General features: G+C 65.3%; 15 protein-coding genes. 11 read left to right on the top strand and 4 right to left on the bottom strand.

Annotated elements, in window-relative coordinates:
• The first annotated feature begins 81 nt into the window (after nt 1-81).
• From LWF01_RS17865 to LWF01_RS17825, 9 genes are all read left to right on the top strand, one after another.
• Complete coding sequence (locus LWF01_RS17865; protein WP_349638724.1) at nt 82-1,008, top strand: EamA family transporter; 927 nt, start codon at nt 82-84, stop codon at nt 1,006-1,008.
• Entirely contained in the window at nt 1,005-1,643 is a 639-nt protein-coding gene (locus LWF01_RS17860) for an NAD(P)-dependent oxidoreductase (protein ID WP_349638723.1), read from the top strand. Before LWF01_RS17865 ends, LWF01_RS17860 begins: the two co-directional genes overlap by 4 nt.
• Before the next feature lie 206 nt (nt 1,644-1,849).
• Nucleotides 1,850-3,433 carry a fumarylacetoacetate hydrolase family protein gene (locus LWF01_RS17855; RefSeq protein ID WP_432762031.1) on the top strand — a complete coding sequence of 528 codons (1,584 nt, stop codon included), beginning with the start codon at nt 1,850-1,852 and terminating at the stop codon, nt 3,431-3,433.
• Nucleotides 3,430-4,212, top strand: a complete 783-nt coding sequence (locus tag LWF01_RS17850; RefSeq protein WP_349638722.1) for a GntR family transcriptional regulator — start codon at nt 3,430-3,432, stop codon at nt 4,210-4,212. Before LWF01_RS17855 ends, LWF01_RS17850 begins: the two co-directional genes overlap by 4 nt.
• Entirely contained in the window at nt 4,209-5,147 is a 939-nt protein-coding gene (dapA, locus tag LWF01_RS17845) for a 4-hydroxy-tetrahydrodipicolinate synthase (protein ID WP_349638721.1), read from the top strand. Before LWF01_RS17850 ends, dapA begins: the two co-directional genes overlap by 4 nt.
• A 39-nt stretch (nt 5,148-5,186) precedes the next feature.
• Complete coding sequence (gene hpaE / locus LWF01_RS17840; RefSeq protein WP_349638720.1) at nt 5,187-6,680, top strand: 5-carboxymethyl-2-hydroxymuconate semialdehyde dehydrogenase; 1,494 nt, start codon at nt 5,187-5,189, stop codon at nt 6,678-6,680.
• Nucleotides 6,681-6,718: 38 nt separating this feature from the next.
• On the top strand, nt 6,719-7,813 hold the full coding sequence (gene hpaD / locus LWF01_RS17835; RefSeq protein WP_349638719.1) for a 3,4-dihydroxyphenylacetate 2,3-dioxygenase: 1,095 nt from the start codon (nt 6,719-6,721) through the stop codon (nt 7,811-7,813).
• Between the two features lie 281 nt (nt 7,814-8,094).
• Complete coding sequence (locus tag LWF01_RS17830) at nt 8,095-9,174, top strand: pirin family protein (RefSeq protein ID WP_349638718.1); 1,080 nt, start codon at nt 8,095-8,097, stop codon at nt 9,172-9,174.
• A 133-nt stretch (nt 9,175-9,307) separates the two neighbouring features.
• On the top strand, nt 9,308-9,652 hold the full coding sequence (locus tag LWF01_RS17825; RefSeq protein ID WP_349638717.1) for a GNAT family N-acetyltransferase: 345 nt from the start codon (nt 9,308-9,310) through the stop codon (nt 9,650-9,652).
• A 184-nt stretch (nt 9,653-9,836) separates the two neighbouring features.
• Here the strand turns inward: LWF01_RS17825 and LWF01_RS17820 are convergent, their stop codons facing one another.
• The 4 genes from LWF01_RS17820 to LWF01_RS17805 form a co-directional block, all read right to left on the bottom strand.
• Nucleotides 9,837-11,012: a hypothetical protein gene (locus tag LWF01_RS17820; protein ID WP_349638716.1), complete on the bottom strand. Its 1,176-nt coding sequence runs from the start codon at nt 11,010-11,012 to the stop codon at nt 9,837-9,839.
• Nucleotides 11,013-11,162: 150 nt separating this feature from the next.
• Entirely contained in the window at nt 11,163-12,812 is a 1,650-nt protein-coding gene (locus LWF01_RS17815) for an FAD-binding dehydrogenase (RefSeq protein WP_349638715.1), read from the bottom strand.
• Nucleotides 12,813-12,958: 146 nt separating this feature from the next.
• Complete coding sequence (locus LWF01_RS17810) at nt 12,959-13,495, bottom strand: hypothetical protein (protein WP_349638714.1); 537 nt, start codon at nt 13,493-13,495, stop codon at nt 12,959-12,961.
• The gene (locus tag LWF01_RS17805; protein ID WP_349638713.1) at nt 13,492-15,180 is read right to left on the bottom strand and encodes a PspC domain-containing protein; all 1,689 of its coding nucleotides are present in this window, start codon (nt 15,178-15,180) and stop codon (nt 13,492-13,494) included. Before LWF01_RS17805 ends, LWF01_RS17810 begins: the two co-directional genes overlap by 4 nt.
• A gap of 116 nt (nt 15,181-15,296) precedes the next feature.
• Between LWF01_RS17805 and LWF01_RS17800 the strand changes: the two genes are divergently transcribed.
• Together LWF01_RS17800 and LWF01_RS17795 are read left to right on the top strand one after the other, a co-directional pair.
• Nucleotides 15,297-16,652 (top strand): ATP-binding protein, encoded by a 1,356-nt coding sequence (locus tag LWF01_RS17800; protein ID WP_349638712.1) that lies wholly within the window; start codon nt 15,297-15,299, stop codon nt 16,650-16,652.
• Nucleotides 16,642-17,310 carry a response regulator gene (locus LWF01_RS17795; RefSeq protein WP_349638711.1) on the top strand — a complete coding sequence of 223 codons (669 nt, stop codon included), beginning with the start codon at nt 16,642-16,644 and terminating at the stop codon, nt 17,308-17,310. The genes LWF01_RS17800 and LWF01_RS17795 overlap by 11 nt, the downstream gene beginning before the upstream one ends.
• The last annotated feature ends 65 nt before the right edge of the window (nt 17,311-17,375 follow it).

Here is a 17,375-nt window from a genome sequence, read left to right as displayed (position 1 = left end):
TCAACGTTGAACTGTTTGACCCGAGTGAGACTACCATCGTACTATTTTTAACGTTAAACAGTTCAATATTGAGGAGTTACGGTGGACAAATTCCGGATCACGTTGCTCACAGCGGTTGCGCCCGCGGTATGGGGGACGACGTACATCGTGACGACCGAGCTACTGCCCACCGGGCAGCCACTGTTCGCCTCGCTGGTGCGGGCATTGCCCGCAGGGCTGCTCGCGATCGCACTGACCCGCGCACTGCCCACGGGTGCCTGGTGGTGGAAGTCTGCCGTGCTGGGCGTGCTAAACATCGGCGCCTTCTTCCCGCTGCTGTTCATCGCCGCCTACCACCTGCCCGGCGGTGTGGCCGCCACATTAGGAGCCGTGCAACCCCTTGTCGTCGCCATCCTCGTCATATTCGTCCTGCGCGAGCCGTTCTCCGCATGGCGACTGTGGTGGGGGATCGTCGGAGTCATCGGCGTCGCCCTGGTCGTGCTGCGCTCCACAGCGACGCTCGACGCGGTCGGCGTGACTGTCGGGCTACTGAGCGCGGTGTTCATGGGATTCGGTGTCACTCTCACCAAGAAATGGGGTCGGCCCACGGGGGTGCCCCCGATGGGCCTTGCGGGATGGCAGCTAACAGCTGGAGGACTTGTTCTCCTGCCCGTCACGCTGCTCTTCGAGGGCGTCCCCGCAAGCATCGACAGCACAGCACTGGCCGGTTACGCCTGGCTCGGGCTGATCGGCGGCCTGCTCACCTACACACTGTGGTTCAGCGGCATCGCCCGCCTCCCGGCTGCCTCGGTCGCCGTTCTCGGACTGCTCTCACCACTGGTCGCCGCAGCTCTCGGAGCAGTCCTCCTTGGCCAGACCCTCGGCGCAGTGCAGATGGTCGGATTCGCCCTTGCCTTGACGGCTATCGCTGCCGGTCAGATCGCCCCCGGCAGAAAACCACCTACGGCCACGAGCACCAACGCCAATCAGCCGGCGATCGCCGCCGCACAGACAAAGGGTGCATCATGAAGATCGCCGTTATCGGAGCAACAGGGATGGCGGGCTCTCGCATCGCTGCAGAAGCAGCCCGGCGAGGACACGCCGTCTCCGGATTCTCCCGATCAGGAGGCAGCGACGAACGATCGCCCGACGGATTCGAATTGTTCACCGCCAATGCGACCGATCCGAAGGTCATGAGCCGCATTGCGGCACAGCATGACGTCATCGTGCTCGCTACCAGGCCAGCCCCCGGGACGGAAGACGATGCCAACCGCCTGGTGACCACAGTTCTGGACGCAGCCTTGAACCTCGGGCGTCGAGTCGTTGTGATCGGCGGCGCGGGCCCACTCCAGAGCCCCGACTGCTCAGGCCAACTCGTGATCGACGACCCGCGTTTCGTCCCCCAACAGTGGCGAACCATCGCGCAGGCCAGCCTCGACCAATTCAACGCCTGCACAACACATCCAGCGGACTGGACCTACCTGAGCCCGCCTGCGCTATTCGGGCCGGGCACGCGCACAGGGTCCTACCGGCGCGGAGGAAATCAGATCCTCATCGACGTCAACGGAGATTCACGGATTTCAGCCGAAGATCTCGCCATCGCCGCCCTTGACGAAATCGAGAACCCGCAACCCGGTCTACGCCACTTCACCGTTGCGTATTAGACGCCTCGCCAGACCGCTATCGCACGGTCGCGTCGTCCGCGTCGCTCACCGCATCGTCGCCAGGGCTCAAACTGCGACGAACATCCGCCAACCCTTGACGTGAGCAGCATAGCCGGGCAGTATATGAAGTCATATACGATCCTCGACAACGATGTGGAGCGTGCCAATTGGGCCACGAAGCCGTCACCACGCACGATGCGGTCACCATGATGCTGGGCCATCGCCCGGGCAAGGTTTTCGCCGTGCATCTCAATTACAAGTCCCGCGCCGCTCAGCGGGGACGCACCCCCGAGCAGGCGTCGTACTTCTTCAAGCCGGCATCGTCGCTCTCCGGCTCGGGTGAGGTCGCCCGCCCCGAGGGCACCGAGCTGCTCGGATTCGAGGGCGAGATCGCGGTCGTGATCGGCGCGCCGGCTCGTAACGTCAGCCCGGAGGACGGCTGGAGCCACATCGGGTGGGTCACCGCCTCGAACGATCTCGGGCTCTACGACCTCCGGTACGCGGACAAGGGCTCGAATGTGCGCAGCAAGGGCGGCGACGGCTTCACCCCGCTCGGCCCGGAGCTCCTCGACGCGCGCCGGGTACGTCCGGACGGCTTGAGGATCCGCACCTGGCTGGACGGCGAACTCGTCCAGGACGACACAACGGCCGAGCTGCTTTTCGACTTCGGCCACCTGGTCGCCGACCTGTCCCGGATGTCCACCCTCGAAGCCGGAGACGTGATCCTGACCGGCACACCGGCCGGGGCGTCGGTGGCCGAACCAGGTCAGGTAATTTCGGTCGAAGTGAGCTCCCTCGACGATGAAGAGCTGAGCACCGGCAAGCTTGAAACCCGGGTGGTTTCCGGCCCACCGCTTGGCGAGTGCGGGTCACCAGCCAAACCGGACGACGCTGCCCGTGCCGATGCCTACGGCACGGAGTCAGGCCCCGCGGCGACCTCCGCGGCTGCCCTTCGCATCGAGACATCCGCGACCGCGGCCGCCAGTCCCGCAGCAACATCCGCGGCCACCACTCCCGCGACATCACCCGAGGCCGTTGCACCAGCCGGCCTCAGCGCCACGCAGCGCGAACGCCTCGGCAAGGTCGCCGTCGCCACCCTGTCCGCCCAGCTGCGCAAGCGCGGCTACGACACGGTGAGCCTGGACGGCGTCCACCCGCTGACCCCCGGAACCACGATCATCGGCACTGCCCGCACGCTCCGCTACGTCCCCTTCCGCAAGGACCTGTTCGCCGCCAAGGGTGGCGGCCACAACGCGCAAAAACGCGCCATCGACACCGTCAACGAGGGCGAAGTGCTCGTGATGGAGGCCCGCGGCCACTCCGAGGCCGGAACCCTCGGCGATATCCTCGCCGCCCGCGCCCAGCTCCGCGGCGCCGCAGGCATCATCACGGATGGCGCTGTGCGGGATGCCGCCGCCGTCGCCGACCTTGGCCTGCCGGTGTACTCGAGCGGTCGGCATCCTGCCGTGCTCGGACGACGTCACGTGCCCTGGGATACCGACATCACGATCTCTTGCGGCGGCGCGACCGTTCAGCCGGGCGACATCATCGTCGGCAACGATGACGGCGTGCTCGTCATCCCGCCGGCGCTGCTCGACGAGGTGCTTGCAGACTCCGAACAGCAGGAGCACGAGGAAGCGTTCATCCTCGAACAGGTGCAGTCCGGTCGTTCGGTCGACGGGCTCTACCCGCTGACCAAGGAATCCCGCGCCGAGTATGAGGACTGGGCTCAGCGTCGCGGTGACCGGCCGCAGCCGCTGGCCGAGTCGCCGTCCGGGAACCAGTCATGACCACCGACGCAGCCCCCGTCGCGCCGTCGTCGTCCGCAACCTCGGAGGCTGCCGCACCGTCGCCGCCCGCAACCTCGGAGGCCGCCGCACCGCTACCGCCGGCAGCCGCGCCTGCGATATCCGTCGCTCCATCGATATCCAAGGCCGAGACCGCCTACCGCGCGATCCGCAGCAGGATCACGGATGGCAGCTTCTCTCCGGGCTACCGGCTCACGTTGAGCAAGCTGGCCACGGACCTTGGCGTGTCCGTGGTTCCGGTTCGGGAGGCTATCCGGCGCCTGGAGGCGGAATCACTCGTCGTCTTCGAACGCAATATCGGCGCAACTGTCGCCGGTATCAACACCACCGAATATGAGTGGACGATGCAGACGCTCGGCGTCGTGGAAGGCGCCGCCACTGCCCTCGCGGCAGAGCTCATCAGCCAGGAGGATCTGGCCCGGGCGCGCGGGATCAACGACGAAATGCGTCGTTGCCTTGAGAACTTCGATCCGCAACGGTTCACCCGGCTGAACAACGAACTGCACGAACTGCTCTATTCGCCCTGCCCCAACGAGCACCTCAAAGACCTGGCATCCCGGGGCTGGGCGCGCCTGGCCCTGATGCGCTCGTCCATTTTCTCATTCGTGCCCGGCCGGGCGGCGAACTCCGTGGCCGAGCACGATCACATCCTCGACCTGATAGCCGCCAGCGCCAGCCCGGCGGAAATCGAGTCTGCCGTCCGGCACCACCGCTATGCCACCCTGCACGCTTTTCTTGATCACGAGAGGACCCAGAAATGAAGTTTCGTACCGATCCAGGCCAGATCAAGGGCTCGATTGCGCCCGTCATCACGCCATTCACCGACGATGGCGCCGTCGATATCGAGTCGCTGAAGGGGCTGGTTCGCTGGCAGTTGGCGAGCGGGTCTCACGGTATTTCCTTCGGCGGGTCCACGGGCGAACCATCGTCCCAGACCATCTCCGAGCGCGCCGCCGGGATCCGTGCCGTGGCGGAGGAAATCGACGACCGGGTGCCGTTCGTCCCTGGCACCGGCTCAACGAAGCTCGACGAAACCCTCGAGCTGACCTCACTGGCCAGCGAAGCGGGTGCGGATGCCGCGCTGATCATCACTCCGTACTACGCCCGACCGACCCAGGAGGCGCTGTACACCTGGTACGCGACCGTCGCACGGGAATTCCCGGACCTGCCGATCATCGCCTACAACGTGCCTTCCCGCACCGCGGTTGAAATTGCCCCCGAAACGGTCTCGAGGTTGTTCACCGACTTCGACAACTTCGTCGGCATCAAGGAGACAACGAAGGACTTCGAACACTTCTCCAAGGTGATGGGCGCCTGCGGGCCCGACCTCCTGGTCTGGTCCGGCATCGAGGCGCTCTGCCTGCCATTGCTTCCACTCGGCGGGGTCGGCTTCGTCTCTGCCCTGGCCAACATCGCCCCGGCCGCCGTGGCCGAGATGTACACCGCCTATCAGGACGGCGATATTGCCCGGGCCCGTGAAATTCACTTCGCGGTGCAGCCGCTTGTCGACCTGCTCTTCGTCGAGACCAACCCGGCACCGGCCAAGTGGTTGCTCAAGCAGCGGGGACTACTGGCGAGCGATCATGTCCGGCCGCCGTTGATTCCGCTCACTCCCGCCGGGCAGCACAAAGTAGCTGAGCTGGCCAAGGCCGCCGAAAGCTACCTGACCCAGCCGCCGACCCCGGCATCCGTCTAGGCGTACAAGCCACCCGCGTACACCGCAAGGAGACCAGCAATGACACATTTCGTTCCCGACAATCTGCCGGATCATCTGCAGCACTACATCGACGGCGAGTTCCGCGACTCCATCGGCGGCGCGACATTCGAGGTGCTCGATCCGGTGACGAACACCGCCTACGCAACGGCGGCGGCCGGCCAGAAGGAAGACATCGACCTCGCCGTCGCCGCGGCCACCCGCGCGTTCAAGGAAGGCCCGTGGCCGACCATGAAGCCACGCGAGCGTGCCCGGGTATTGAACAACATTGCCGACGCCGTCGAGGGCCAGGACCGTGCGCTGGCCGAAATGGAAACCTTCGACACCGGCCTGCCGATCAGCCAGGCGCTGGGCCAGGCCCGCCGGGCGGCGGAGAACTTCCGGTTCTTCGCCGACGTCATCGTGTCGCTGACCGATGACGCGTTCAAGGTTCCGGGAAGCCAGATCAACTATGTGAACCGTAAGCCGGTCGGTGTCGCCGGGCTGATCACGCCCTGGAACACGCCGTTCATGTTGGAGAGTTGGAAGCTGGCGCCGGCGTTGGCCTCCGGCTGCACCGTTGTGCTGAAGCCGGCAGAATTCACGCCGCTCTCGGCGTCCCTCTGGGCGAAGATCTTCGAGGACGCCGGCCTGCCGAAGGGCGTATTCAACCTGGTCGGCGGCATCGGCGAGGAAGCCGGGGCAGCTCTCGTGGCACATCCCGACGTTCCGCTGATCTCGTTCACGGGTGAGACCACCACGGGTCAGGTGATCTACCGATCCTGTGCCGACAACCTCAAGTCGATGTCGATGGAACTCGGCGGAAAGTCGCCCGTCGTCGTGTTCGACGATGCCGACCTGGACGCCGCCATCGACTCTGCGCTGTTCGGCGTCTTCTCGCTGAACGGTGAGCGTTGCACCGCGGGCTCCCGCATCCTGGTGGACCGCAACATCTATGACGAGTTCTGCGTCCGCTACGCCGAACGCGCCGACCGGATCGTGGTGGGCGACCCGCACGATGCCGACACCGAGGTCGGGGCGCTCGTCCATCCGGAGCACTACGCGAAGGTGATGAGCTATGTCGAACTCGGCAAGCAGGAAGGCCGGCTGATCGCCGGAGGAGCCCGGCCGGAGGATCTGCCGGAGGGCAACTATGTCCGGCCGACAGTTTTCGCCGACGTCAAGCCCGACGCCCGGGTGTTCCAGGAGGAAATCTTCGGGCCGGTGGTCACTATCACGCCTTTCGATTCCGAAACCGAAGCGCTCGACCTTGCGAACAACGTGAAGTACGGCCTGGCCGCTTATGTGTGGACCAACGACCTGCAGCGCGGCCACCGCGTCTCGCAGGGAATCGAGGCCGGGATGGTCTGGATGAACTCGCACAATGTGCGCGATCTCCGCACTCCGTTCGGCGGAGTCAAAGCTTCGGGCCTCGGCCAGGAAGGTGGCCAGCGCTCAATCAATTTCTACACCGAGGAACAGGCCGTTCACCTCACCCTCGGTGCCGTGCATACGCCGAAATTCGGCGCCAAATAATGGCGTCACGAACTAAGTCACGTACTAAGGAGACAATGATGTCCACCCCGAGCCAGAATTCCCAGGACCGATCGGCGAACCTGCCGCCGGCCCCGGACGTCATCCGTGCGGCGTCCGCCGAACTCATCGTCAGCGATCTCGCGGCGTCCCGCGCGTTCTACGTGGATGTGCTCCGGCTCGTCGTCACCGAGGAGACCGACGACGCGATCTACCTTCGGAGCTTCGAAGAGTACCTGCACCACTCGCTCGTGCTGCGAAAAGGCCCGGTGCCGGCCTGCGCCGCGCTTAGCTACCGGGTACGAAGTGCCGCAGAACTGGATGTCGCACAGACCTATTACCAGGCGCTCGGCGTTCCGGTTCGGCGACTGTCGGCTGGCACGAAGCGCGGCATCGGTGAGATCGTCGCCATCGAGGATCCGCTCGGTTTTCCGGTGGAGTTCTTTTACGATGCCGAGCATGTCGAGCGGTTCACCCAGCGCTATGACGTGCATGGCGCCGGCGCGATTGCGCGGCTCGACCATTTCAACGTGGTCACTCCGGATATAGCCGCGGCTCGCAGCTATTACGAGGGTCTCGATTTCAAGGTGTCCGAAGACATCCAGGATTCGGACCATACCGTGTACGCCGCGTGGATGTACCGGAAGGCAACGGTGCACGACGTCGCGCTGACCGGCGGCGACGGGCCCCGACTGCACCATATTGCGTTCTCGACGAACGAGCGGCACCAGATTCTGCACATCTGCGACCAGCTGGGTGCGTTGCGCCAGTCGGACAAGATCGAACGCGGTCCGGGCCGGCACGGAGTGTCGAATGCCTTCTACCTCTACCTTCGCGACCCGGACGGCCACCGGATCGAGATCTACACCCAGGACTATTACACCGGCGACCCGGATAACCCGGTGATCACCTGGGACGTTCATGACAACCAGCGCCGTGACTGGTGGGGAACGCCCGTCGTGCCGTCCTGGTACGCGGAGGCCTCACCCGTGCTGAACCTTGACGGAGAGGTCGCCGACATAGTGGAACGAGTGGAATCGTCAGAGGCTGCCTTGACGATCGGGGCAGATGGCTTCTCCTACACGCGCAGGGATGACGGGAGTAAGGAAGGCGTGAAGCTCGGCGAGCAGGTGTAGCCGGGCCCGCGGCCGGGGTCTGCCTGACGCCGGGCGGTCCCGGGGTGGTGGGACGCCGGGCGGTCCCGGGGTGGTGGGACGCCGGGCGGTCCCGGGGTGGTGGGACGCCGGGCGGTCCCGGGGTGGTGGGACGCCGGTTCGTCGTCGAGTCGTGGGAAACGACCCACGATTCGCCTGCCAAACCCACGTGTGAGCGGCTCGCCGGACCGCTCGACGGCGGGCCGGAGTGCGGGCTGGACAAGTGCCCGGCAGCTGGCCGCCGGGCGACGTAGAATTCCGGCATGAGCAACCTGGAGGCTCGACCGAAGCCGCTGTTGTGTGCGGAGCGGTTGGAAGCCGCGCGGCCCATGGCGCAGGTCATCGAGCCGCGCGACGTTCCGTTGGGCGGCATCCGCGCGATGACCGTGCGGCGGACGCTGCCGACCCGGGATCGCTCACTGATCGGCGCCTGGTGCTTTCTGGATCACTACGGCCCGGATGACGTCGCGTTGACCGGCGGCATGAAAGTGCCGCCGCATCCGCACACCGGCCTGCAGACGGTGAGCTGGCTGTTCTCCGGCGAGGTCGAACATAAGGACAGCGCGGGTCATCAGGCGATGGTCCGCCCGGGCGAACTGAACCTGATGACCGCAGGCCGCGGCATCAACCATTCGGAGTTTTCCACCCCTGAGACGACGATCCTGCATGGCGTCCAGTTGTGGACCGCACTGCCGGACGCGCACCGCTTCACCGATCCGGGCTTCGAACACTATGTTCCAAAGCCGGTGACCGGGCCGGGTTACGAACTGCGGGTCTTCCTCGGCTCGTTGGCCGGCGACGAGTCCCCCGTCCGCACCTTCTCGCCTCTGCTCGGTGCGGAAGTCACCGTGTGCGCCGGAAGCACGGCGGTTTTCGCAACGAACATCGACTTCGAGCACGGTGTGCTTATCGATGCCGGGACCGCGCAGGTCGCCGGTCGCGAGGTGCAGCCGGGGCAACTCGCCTATCTGGCGCCGGGAATGAACCGGCTCGAGATCACGGCCGGCGACTCAGCATCGAGGCTCCTGCTGCTCGGCGGCAAACCCCTAGGGGAGTCAATCACCATGTGGTGGAATTTCATCGGTCGCAGTCACGACGAGATTGAACACTTCCGATCGGCATGGCAGGAACTCCTGGAGGAGGACGCCGTCTCGCGGCATTCCCGGCTGGACGCCGTCTCGCGGCATTCCCGGCCGGAGGGCGGGTCGCGGCACGATGACCTGGTTGAGCCTGCTGCTGCCGTCCGGCGAGACCCAGCTCCCGCCCAATTCGGTGGTCTGGTTGGCGCGGATGCCTTGCCGGCGCCGGAACTACCGAACGTCACGCTTAAACCCCGGCGCTAAGTGGCTTGGCAATGGCGAGCCGGCCCGTATACCGACGAAGCAGAGTTCCAGCCCCGCAGAGTTCCAGCCCCGCAGAGTTCCAATCGAGCAGAGTTCGAAGTTGAAGCAGAGTTCGAAGTTGAAGGAGGACATGATGTCCACGACTGATCAACCGAATGGCGACCAGCAGCCCGATATCGCCGTGGCGCACAACCCCGAACAACACAGGTACGAGCTGCGGGACGGCAACTCGGTGATTGGCTTCACCGCCTACCGCCTGGCCGCCGAGGAACGGCAGATGGTCTTCGTCCATACCGAGGTCGATCCCGGCTACGAAGGCAGGGGCCTCGCACAGCGTCTGGCAAAGTTCGCACTGGACGACGTGCGGGAGCAGGGCAAGCGGGTGGTGCCGGTGTGCTCGTTCATCGCCGGCTTCCTGGCCAAGGACCACTCGTTCGACGACATCGTGGATCAGCCGCAGGGATCCGGATCAGCGTAGGTCGGGCAGCCGCTGGGCGGGTCAGCGTAGGTCGGGCAGCCGCTGGGCGGGTCAGCGCAGGCCGGATGGTCCGACGCAGGAACGGGTGGACCGACATTTGCAGGTTCCGACCGGACGGTAGCACTCGAAATCTCACGATCCGGGACGCCCCGGGCAGCCTGGTGTCCACGGCACCTGCAAATGTTCAGGCTGTGTCGTCACCGCTCTCGTTGTCGCGGGCCTCGTCGTCCCCGCTGTCGTTGTCGCGGGCCTCGATAAGCTTGTGGCGCTCGTTTTCCCGGCGGCTATAGGTTGCGCTACGGATGGCCTCTTCGTTATCGAAGCTGGATCCCAGGGCGCCGGCGACCGCTCCCATCGAGGCAGATAGCCAGGTCAGGCTGAGATAGTCCCACGCGTCGGCGTCGTGACCGAGTTGCGAAGCCAGGAAGTCAACGTTGATAACGGCCAGAGCGGCGAGGAACAGCACGAGGTAAAGGGTCAGGTACATAATGATCACGCCGGTAGCAACGGTGCCGATGGTGAAGGAATTATAGAGGACCGCGCGACGCCTCGGCGCATGCCCGGACGGCCTCTCCCACAGGTTGTTGTGCGCGATCAGCCAGGTGGCCATGATGCCAATGGCGAAAAGGCTGATCATGGCAAGTCTCGCCGGGCTCAAGTGATCGGCCATGGTCCAAATACTGGTGTAGAAGACACCAAAAGCGCCCGTCGCCGCCGAAGCGGCCAGGGCACCTGAAAGCGAAGGCAGCAACCGCCATGGCCGGTTACTGCGCACCATCCCGGTCAGCAGTCGAACATAGCCCCTGACTCCCTTCAGTTGGAAGAACGAATTCGCTGTTTCCCCAGAGGGACCGTGGCGGATCGGGGCGAGGCGGGCTCCGGCGGCGGAATTGATCACGACGTCGGCGCTCGGATCATCGTCGTCACTGATCATTACCCGTAGCGCCTCGACTATCACCCGCAAAGCACGACGGGAGACCCGAAGAATTCCCAGGGCGGGAACGGAAATCAGCGCGGCATGGCCGGGAGCGTTGATGTCGCACACCAAAGGTTCGCCATTGTGCAGCCTGGGCAGATCAGTCAGATAGACCATGAGGTCCCAGCCGTGTTTGGCTCTCATTCGCTCGGTCACTGCTTCAAGCGGTACTTCACCCTTGTCGTTCAGCGGCAGGATGTCCCGACTGGTTTCGAGTTTCCAGCTGACCGATCTGTCGACCCGCTCGGTGAACGTATCGACAAGCCGATCAGAGAGTTGCTCGAGTATCATCGTCGGCAACCCCGGGTCGGCAATGATTCCGACAGTGACCTCCCGTGCTCCGACTCCACTCTCCGCCTCATCGGGTCCACTTCTACTCTCCACGCTGTCCCTTCGATCCGTTCATGGCTGCGTCTGCAGGCGATGAACGCCGTGCTGGTGATTCTCTGTCCATACCCGGCTAGTACCCACAACTTCATGGCGTGAATCGTGACGTAGCTCGCGTTGCACATGCTGAATCAACATCGGCGGAACCTAACGCACACCCTTCGCGACCCCGCGACCCGCCTCGCGGCCGGAGAAGATGCAGCCGCCGAGGAAGGTACCTTCCAATGAGCGGTAGCCGTGCATGCCCCCGCCGCCGAAACCGGACGCTTCGCCGGCTGCGTACAACCCGGGGATTGCCGTACCGTCGGCGGCAAGCACCTGGCCTTCGAGGTTCGTCTGCAGGCCACCGAGCGTTTTCCTGGTGATGATGTGCAGTCGCACCGCGATCAGTGGCCCCGCCTTTGGGTCTTGCAGCCGGTGCGGCCGGGCAACCCGAATCAGCTTGTCGCCGATGTAGTTTCGTGCGCCCCGCAGGGCGGTCACCTGCGGATCCTTGCTGAAGGTGTTCACGATCTCGTTGTCGCGGGCGTACACCTCACGCCGTACTGTCTCCGCATCGACCGGCGCATCGGGGGTGAGCTCATTCATCTTCCGCACAAGCTCATCGATGGTTGCTGCGCTGACGAAGTCTTCGCCGCGTTCAAGGAACGCCTGGACAGGTGCCGTCGGGCCAGGCTTTATCCTGCCGAGCGTCAGCCCGATATCCCTGCCGGTCAGGTCCGGGTTCTGTTCCGAGCCGGAGAGCGCGAATTCCTTCTCCACTATCTTCGCCGTGGTGACGAACCATGAATGGTCGTGCCCGGTTTTCCGCAAATGCTGAAGCGTGCCCAGCGTATCGAATCCCGGATACAACGGCGCCGGTAGCCGACGGCCGTTGCCATCGAGCCACAGCGATGACGGGCCGGGCAGGATTCGGATGCCGTGATCGGCCCACACCGGCGAATGGTTCTTGATGCCCTCGACGTAGTGCCACATCCGATCACCGTTGATCAGATTGGCGCCGGCCTCCACCGCGATGCCGAGCATCCGGCCATCCACGTGCCTAGGCACGCCGGTGATCATTGACCCCGGTGCCTCACCAAGCCGCTTCGGCCAGGCTGCCCGCACGAGTTCGTGGTTGCCGCCGATGCCGCCCGCCGCGACGAGCACTGCCTGTGCGGAGAGCTCGAAATCGCCAATCGCCTCACGACTGCTTGCGGCGCCGCGAGCAGTTGGACTGGTGGCAAGGACCGTGCCCTGCACACCGGAGACCACGCGATCGTTGATCGTCAGGTTGTCCACTCGATGCCGGAATCGGAACTCGACTCTCCCGTCCGCGGCCGCCCGCTGTACCCGGCGCAGGAACGGCTCGATGACGCCCGGGCCCGTACCCCAGACGATGTGAAACCGCGGTACTGAATTCCCGGGGCCGGCGGCTCCATAGCCGCCGCGTTCCGCCCAGCCGACGACCGGAAAGAACCTCATCCCCTGTCGGTGCAGCCAGCGGCGCTTCTCCCCAGCGGCGAACTCGACATAAGCTTCGGCCCATTTGCGCGGCCAGTGATCTTCCTCGCGATCGAAACCGGCCGTTCCCTCCCAGTCCTGCCAGGCGAGGGCCGAGGAATCCTTTATCCCGAGACGACGCTGCTCCGGAGAATCCACAAGGAACAGGCCGCCGAAAGACCAGTAGGCCTGGCCGCCACAAGAAGTCTCCGGCTCCTGCTCGACCACGATGACTTTCCTGCCGGAATCCGCGATTTCGGCGGCGGCAACAAGACCGGCGAGACCGGCTCCGATCACGATGACGTCAGCGTCCATAGCGCCATACTGCCACGCCACCTGCGCAGGCGCTGTTTGCGATCCCGCAGCCATCGTGGTTTCAGTCGGCAACGACGCCGATCATGCGGCTCCTTCGACGTCCGGGTGTACCTGACGTTCCGGGAACACCCTGGAGTCAGCGGAACCTAGCGCTTCTCGCGACGAAGTCCGCTGATTGCGGCGCCGCCGATCAACAACAGACCGGCGAGCGCGGTGAACGCAATCAGAACCAGGCCTGGCTCGATGTAGAGGTTTGCCAGCTGAGTCACCACGGTCCCTCCGCCGAACACCACCAGAAGCACGCCCCAGACAATTGTTGAGACCCGCGGGGTAGTGCGAACCGGCCGTTCCGGCGACGCGACCGGGGCCGTAACCTGCTGATTCCCGGCATACTGAACGCCGTGCGGGCCCGGAGGTGATTCGTTGTCGTAGGCCGGAGTTCCAAGCCGATCGCCGTCGTACGCCGGAACGGCGGGCCAGGTCGGATCGTGAACCTCAGCCGCGGGCGAATCGGCCTCGCTCCGAGCAGCCGCAGACAGATCGACATCGGGCGCCTGCACGGTTGGCGATTTCACCTCGCTGGGAGCAGCCGCAGACAGATCGTCATTGGGTGCCTGTGCCGCGGGCGAGTCGGAATCGGATTCCGGGGTCGTCGGCGATTTCGAGTGGTGGTTTTCAGTCATGGCATTACTCCTGGCTCTGCGCTGGAAGATGGTTCCGCACTGCGGACGTTGAAATTACCGGTGCCGATCCGCACCGTGACTACCAGCTGGGCATCTCCGGTTCCGTATGTACGGGACGACCCGGAGAACACGCTCGTTGTCTCGTTTGGCTGCTGGTCGTTCTCGGTGACGACGCCGCCGCGGGTCTCGACCCGGCTGGTGACACCTGCGGGCAGGATCAACTCAACGTCGCCCACGCCCACGTCAACCGGAACCTCGACGACCTCACCGGCTACCGAACGCAGGTTGGAAAGATTAACCGTCAGATCCCCGACTCCAACGCTAAGTCCATGCTCGGCGGATTCGATGCCCACCGGCTGCCAGTCGGTATCCGAAACCACCGGCCGAAAATCATTGCTGAGGATGCCCTGCGGGATGATGAGCAATGGCACTGCGAGTACGACACCTACCCAGCTGAGAAACGTCAGCCCCGAGCCGCGCCGGCCGCGAACCCCGGCGACGACGATGCCGAGGCCCAGAATCGCCAACGCCACTCCGACCCCGACCAACCACGGCCCGCCGGCAAGATCTGTGGAGCGATCAATGATCCAAACCGTCGCCAAGCCGAGCAAGGCAAGGCCGGCGAACAGCAGACCGATCGTGCCCGATCCGCGACTGTAAGGCTTGGGTGGCCGCTGTGCAGCTGGACGCTGCGCGGCCGGGGTCCGCGGGATGCGTGGCGGCTGGCCACCGCCCGGCCAAGTTGGCGTGGCATCCGGTGCTGACGGTACCGGCGTCGTCTGAGACAGCGGCAGGTTGGCCGCCCCGGAAGTGCCCGGGGCGTGCTCAAAAGGGCGGGTCGCCTCTGGACCGCCATCCGTCGACGGCCCACTACCCGGCTTCGGACCGGAGGGACCGGCACCCGGGCCGGAGGGACCTGCACCCGGACCGGAGGGACCTGCGCCAGGGCCGGAGGGACCGGCACCCGGGCCGCCGAGATCGCCAGGGGCTGCAGCTGCCTGCCGATCGCTGCCCTTATGATTCACGAAGAATACGACGGTCGCGATGATCAGGCCGACAACGACAACCGGGGCAGACCAGGACCAGAACGTCTCATCCCCCCAGGGCCAGATGATCCAGAACGGGCCGTGCATGCCCGGGTCGGTAATTCCGACCAGGACCAGCAGGGCCGATCCAATCAGGCCGCCGGACCAGATGCCACGGACTACTTCCTGAGCATGGATCCGGCCGTCTGGTTCCGGCAGAAAAGCCCAGGCGAGCCCGTACAGCAGCACACCAATGCCGAAAAACAGCATGCTGACCGCGGCAAGACCGCGCACCAAAGTGACGTCCCACCCGGTCCGCTCCGAAATCGTTCCGCAGATGCCGCCGATCCAGCGGTCTGCGGAACGCGCTACCCCCTGCTGGCGGATCTTCTCGAAGAACGGCGCCGTACGTTGCGGCTGAGCGTAGCCAGCCGACTGGTTGCCGCTCTGGCCACCAGACCAGCCCTGATCCCCGGACCAACCCGGCCCACCGGTCCAAGCTTGGCCGCCGGACCAACCCGGCGTGGGCTGGCCCTGAGGAGCCGACGCACCCTGAGGAGCCGACGCACCCTGCGCTGATGGCTGGCCCTCCGGCGAGGAGGAACCCCGCCCGGAGTCCCCGGCGGAGGACCCATCGTTGAAATTTTCATTGTTCGTCATAACATCCAGCATGCTTGCCGAATGCATGCCGGCGATATCAGGTACCACCCTGAATCAACCCTGAACTTTCACCGTTTTCGACCCGACCGGCCCGTCGACCGTGTGAAGATCAGAGGGTGAACCAAACCCGCGAACCCCTGGTACGGCGCCGCACCTCGCGCGTCCTGGCCGGCGTATGCGCCGGGCTCTCCAGGCACCTCGGCATCCCGGTGATCATCGTCCGGATCACTATGCTCGTGGCCGCGATTTTCGGCGGCGCCGGCGTGCTGCTCTACCTGTGGTTGTGGGCCTTGCTGCCACAAGAGGGTGAGGACGGATCGATCCTGGAGGGCGCGCCCCGCGGTCTGTTCGGCTCTGCCACGGCCGCAGAATCTTCCCAAGGTCGTGAGGGCGATGACGCCGACATCTTTGTTCGGATGAGCAGGGATCTCCGCGACCGCTACCGGCGCAGCCCGTCCCTATGGAATTCCCTGGCGGTTGGCCTGTTGCTGCTGCTCGTCACCGTCGGATTGATCGCCACCCGCGCTGGCGTGGACGTGCCGTGGGCCGTCATCCTGCCGCTGCTGGCGCTCAGCATCGGCCTGATCCTGGTCTGGGGCAATCTCAACGAGGCCGAGCGGCGTCAGTGGCGCACCCGCACCGGAGCAACGACACAGCAAGCCGCCGCCCGATTACTGGGCGGGCTGGCACTCGTCGTGGTGGGCATCGTGTTCGTCGTGCTCGCCGCGACCAGCGGAACTCCGGTCTATTCGACTATCGTCGCGGTCTTCGCGGTGCTCGCCGGCATCGTGCTGGTCCTGACGCCGTTCGCGGTGCGCTTCTCACGTCGGATCCTCACTGAGCGGGCCGAGGCCGCACGCACCGGCGAGCGCGCCGACATCGCGGCACACCTGCACGATTCGGTGCTGCAGACACTCTCGTTGATCCGGCGGCGCAGCAACGATCCGGCGGAGGTCGCCCGGCTCGCCCGAGGCCAGGAACGCGAATTGCGCGAGTGGCTGTACGGCGAGGCGCTAATTCCCGAGGACAGCCTCGCCGATGCGCTGCGCAAGCAGTCCGGCGAAATCGAAGACCTTTACGGCGTGGAGATCGAGCTGGTGATCGTCGGCGATGCGACGAGCGTCGAGCCGGAAACTGGAAACCCCGAGGCAGAAGCAAAGGCAGCCCGGAATACCGAGCAACGATCGGCGATCCTTGCAGCCGCCCGGGAGGCCACCATCAATGCCGCGGTGCACGCCGGCGGCCCGGTGTCCGTGTATGCGGAATTCGGCAGCGCCATGCTTGAGGTCTTCGTGCGAGATCACGGCGAGGGCTTCGATCCCGACGACGTCGATGAGTCCCGGCATGGCGTACGTGATTCCATTATCGGCAGGATGAAGAAGTTCGGCGGCTCCAGCAGCTTCCGCAGCACACCGAGCGGCGGCACCGAAGTGCGGCTGACCATTCAGAGGGAGGAATACAGTGATCGATAGCTCGCCACGTCCGATCCGGGTCGTCCTCGTCGACGACCATCGCCTGGTGCGGACAGGTGTGCGCGGCGAGCTCGCGCAGGATCTCGAAGTAGTCGGCGAGGCCGGCGATGTCGAGGCGGCCGTCGATGTCGTGCTGGCGCAGGCACCCGATGTGGTGCTGCTCGACGTGCACCTTCCGGGAGGCTCCGGTGACGGCGGCCGGGAAGTCATCCAGCGCAGTGTTGCCGGCGGAAGTTCGTCGAAGTTCCTGGCGCTTAGCGTCTCGGACGCCGCGGAAGATGTCGTCGGCGTGATCCGGGCGGGAGCGCGAGGCTACGTCACGAAGGCCATCGCCGGCGCAGAGCTTTCAGATGCGGTGCGACGGGTTGCCGGTGGAGACGCAGTCTTCTCGCCCCGGCTGGCCGGTTTCGTGCTTGACGCCTTCGGTTCCGCCTCTGGCGAGGTCGCCGCGATCGAGGACGAGCTGGATCGGCTGTCGGCCCGGGAGCGGGAAGTCATGCGGCTGATCGCCCGCGGCTACTCGTACCGGGAGGTTGCCGGCGAGTTGGTGCTATCGGTGAAGACCATCGAGTCGCACGTGTCCAGCGTGCTCAGGAAGCTGCAGCTGTCCTCGCGGCACGAGCTCACAACCTGGGCGGCCAAGCGCCGATTGCTCTAGAACCGGGAACAACGTAACCGGCGCCGCGCCCAGGACTCCAGTGCCACGTTAAGGGCGTTGCCGCC

The sequence above is a fragment of the Saxibacter everestensis genome, assembly GCF_025787225.1.
GTDB lineage: Bacteria > Actinomycetota > Actinomycetes > Actinomycetales > Brevibacteriaceae > Saxibacter > Saxibacter everestensis.
Note: the sequence above shows the minus strand (reverse complement) of the source record. Positions and strands in the feature narration are given on the sequence as shown.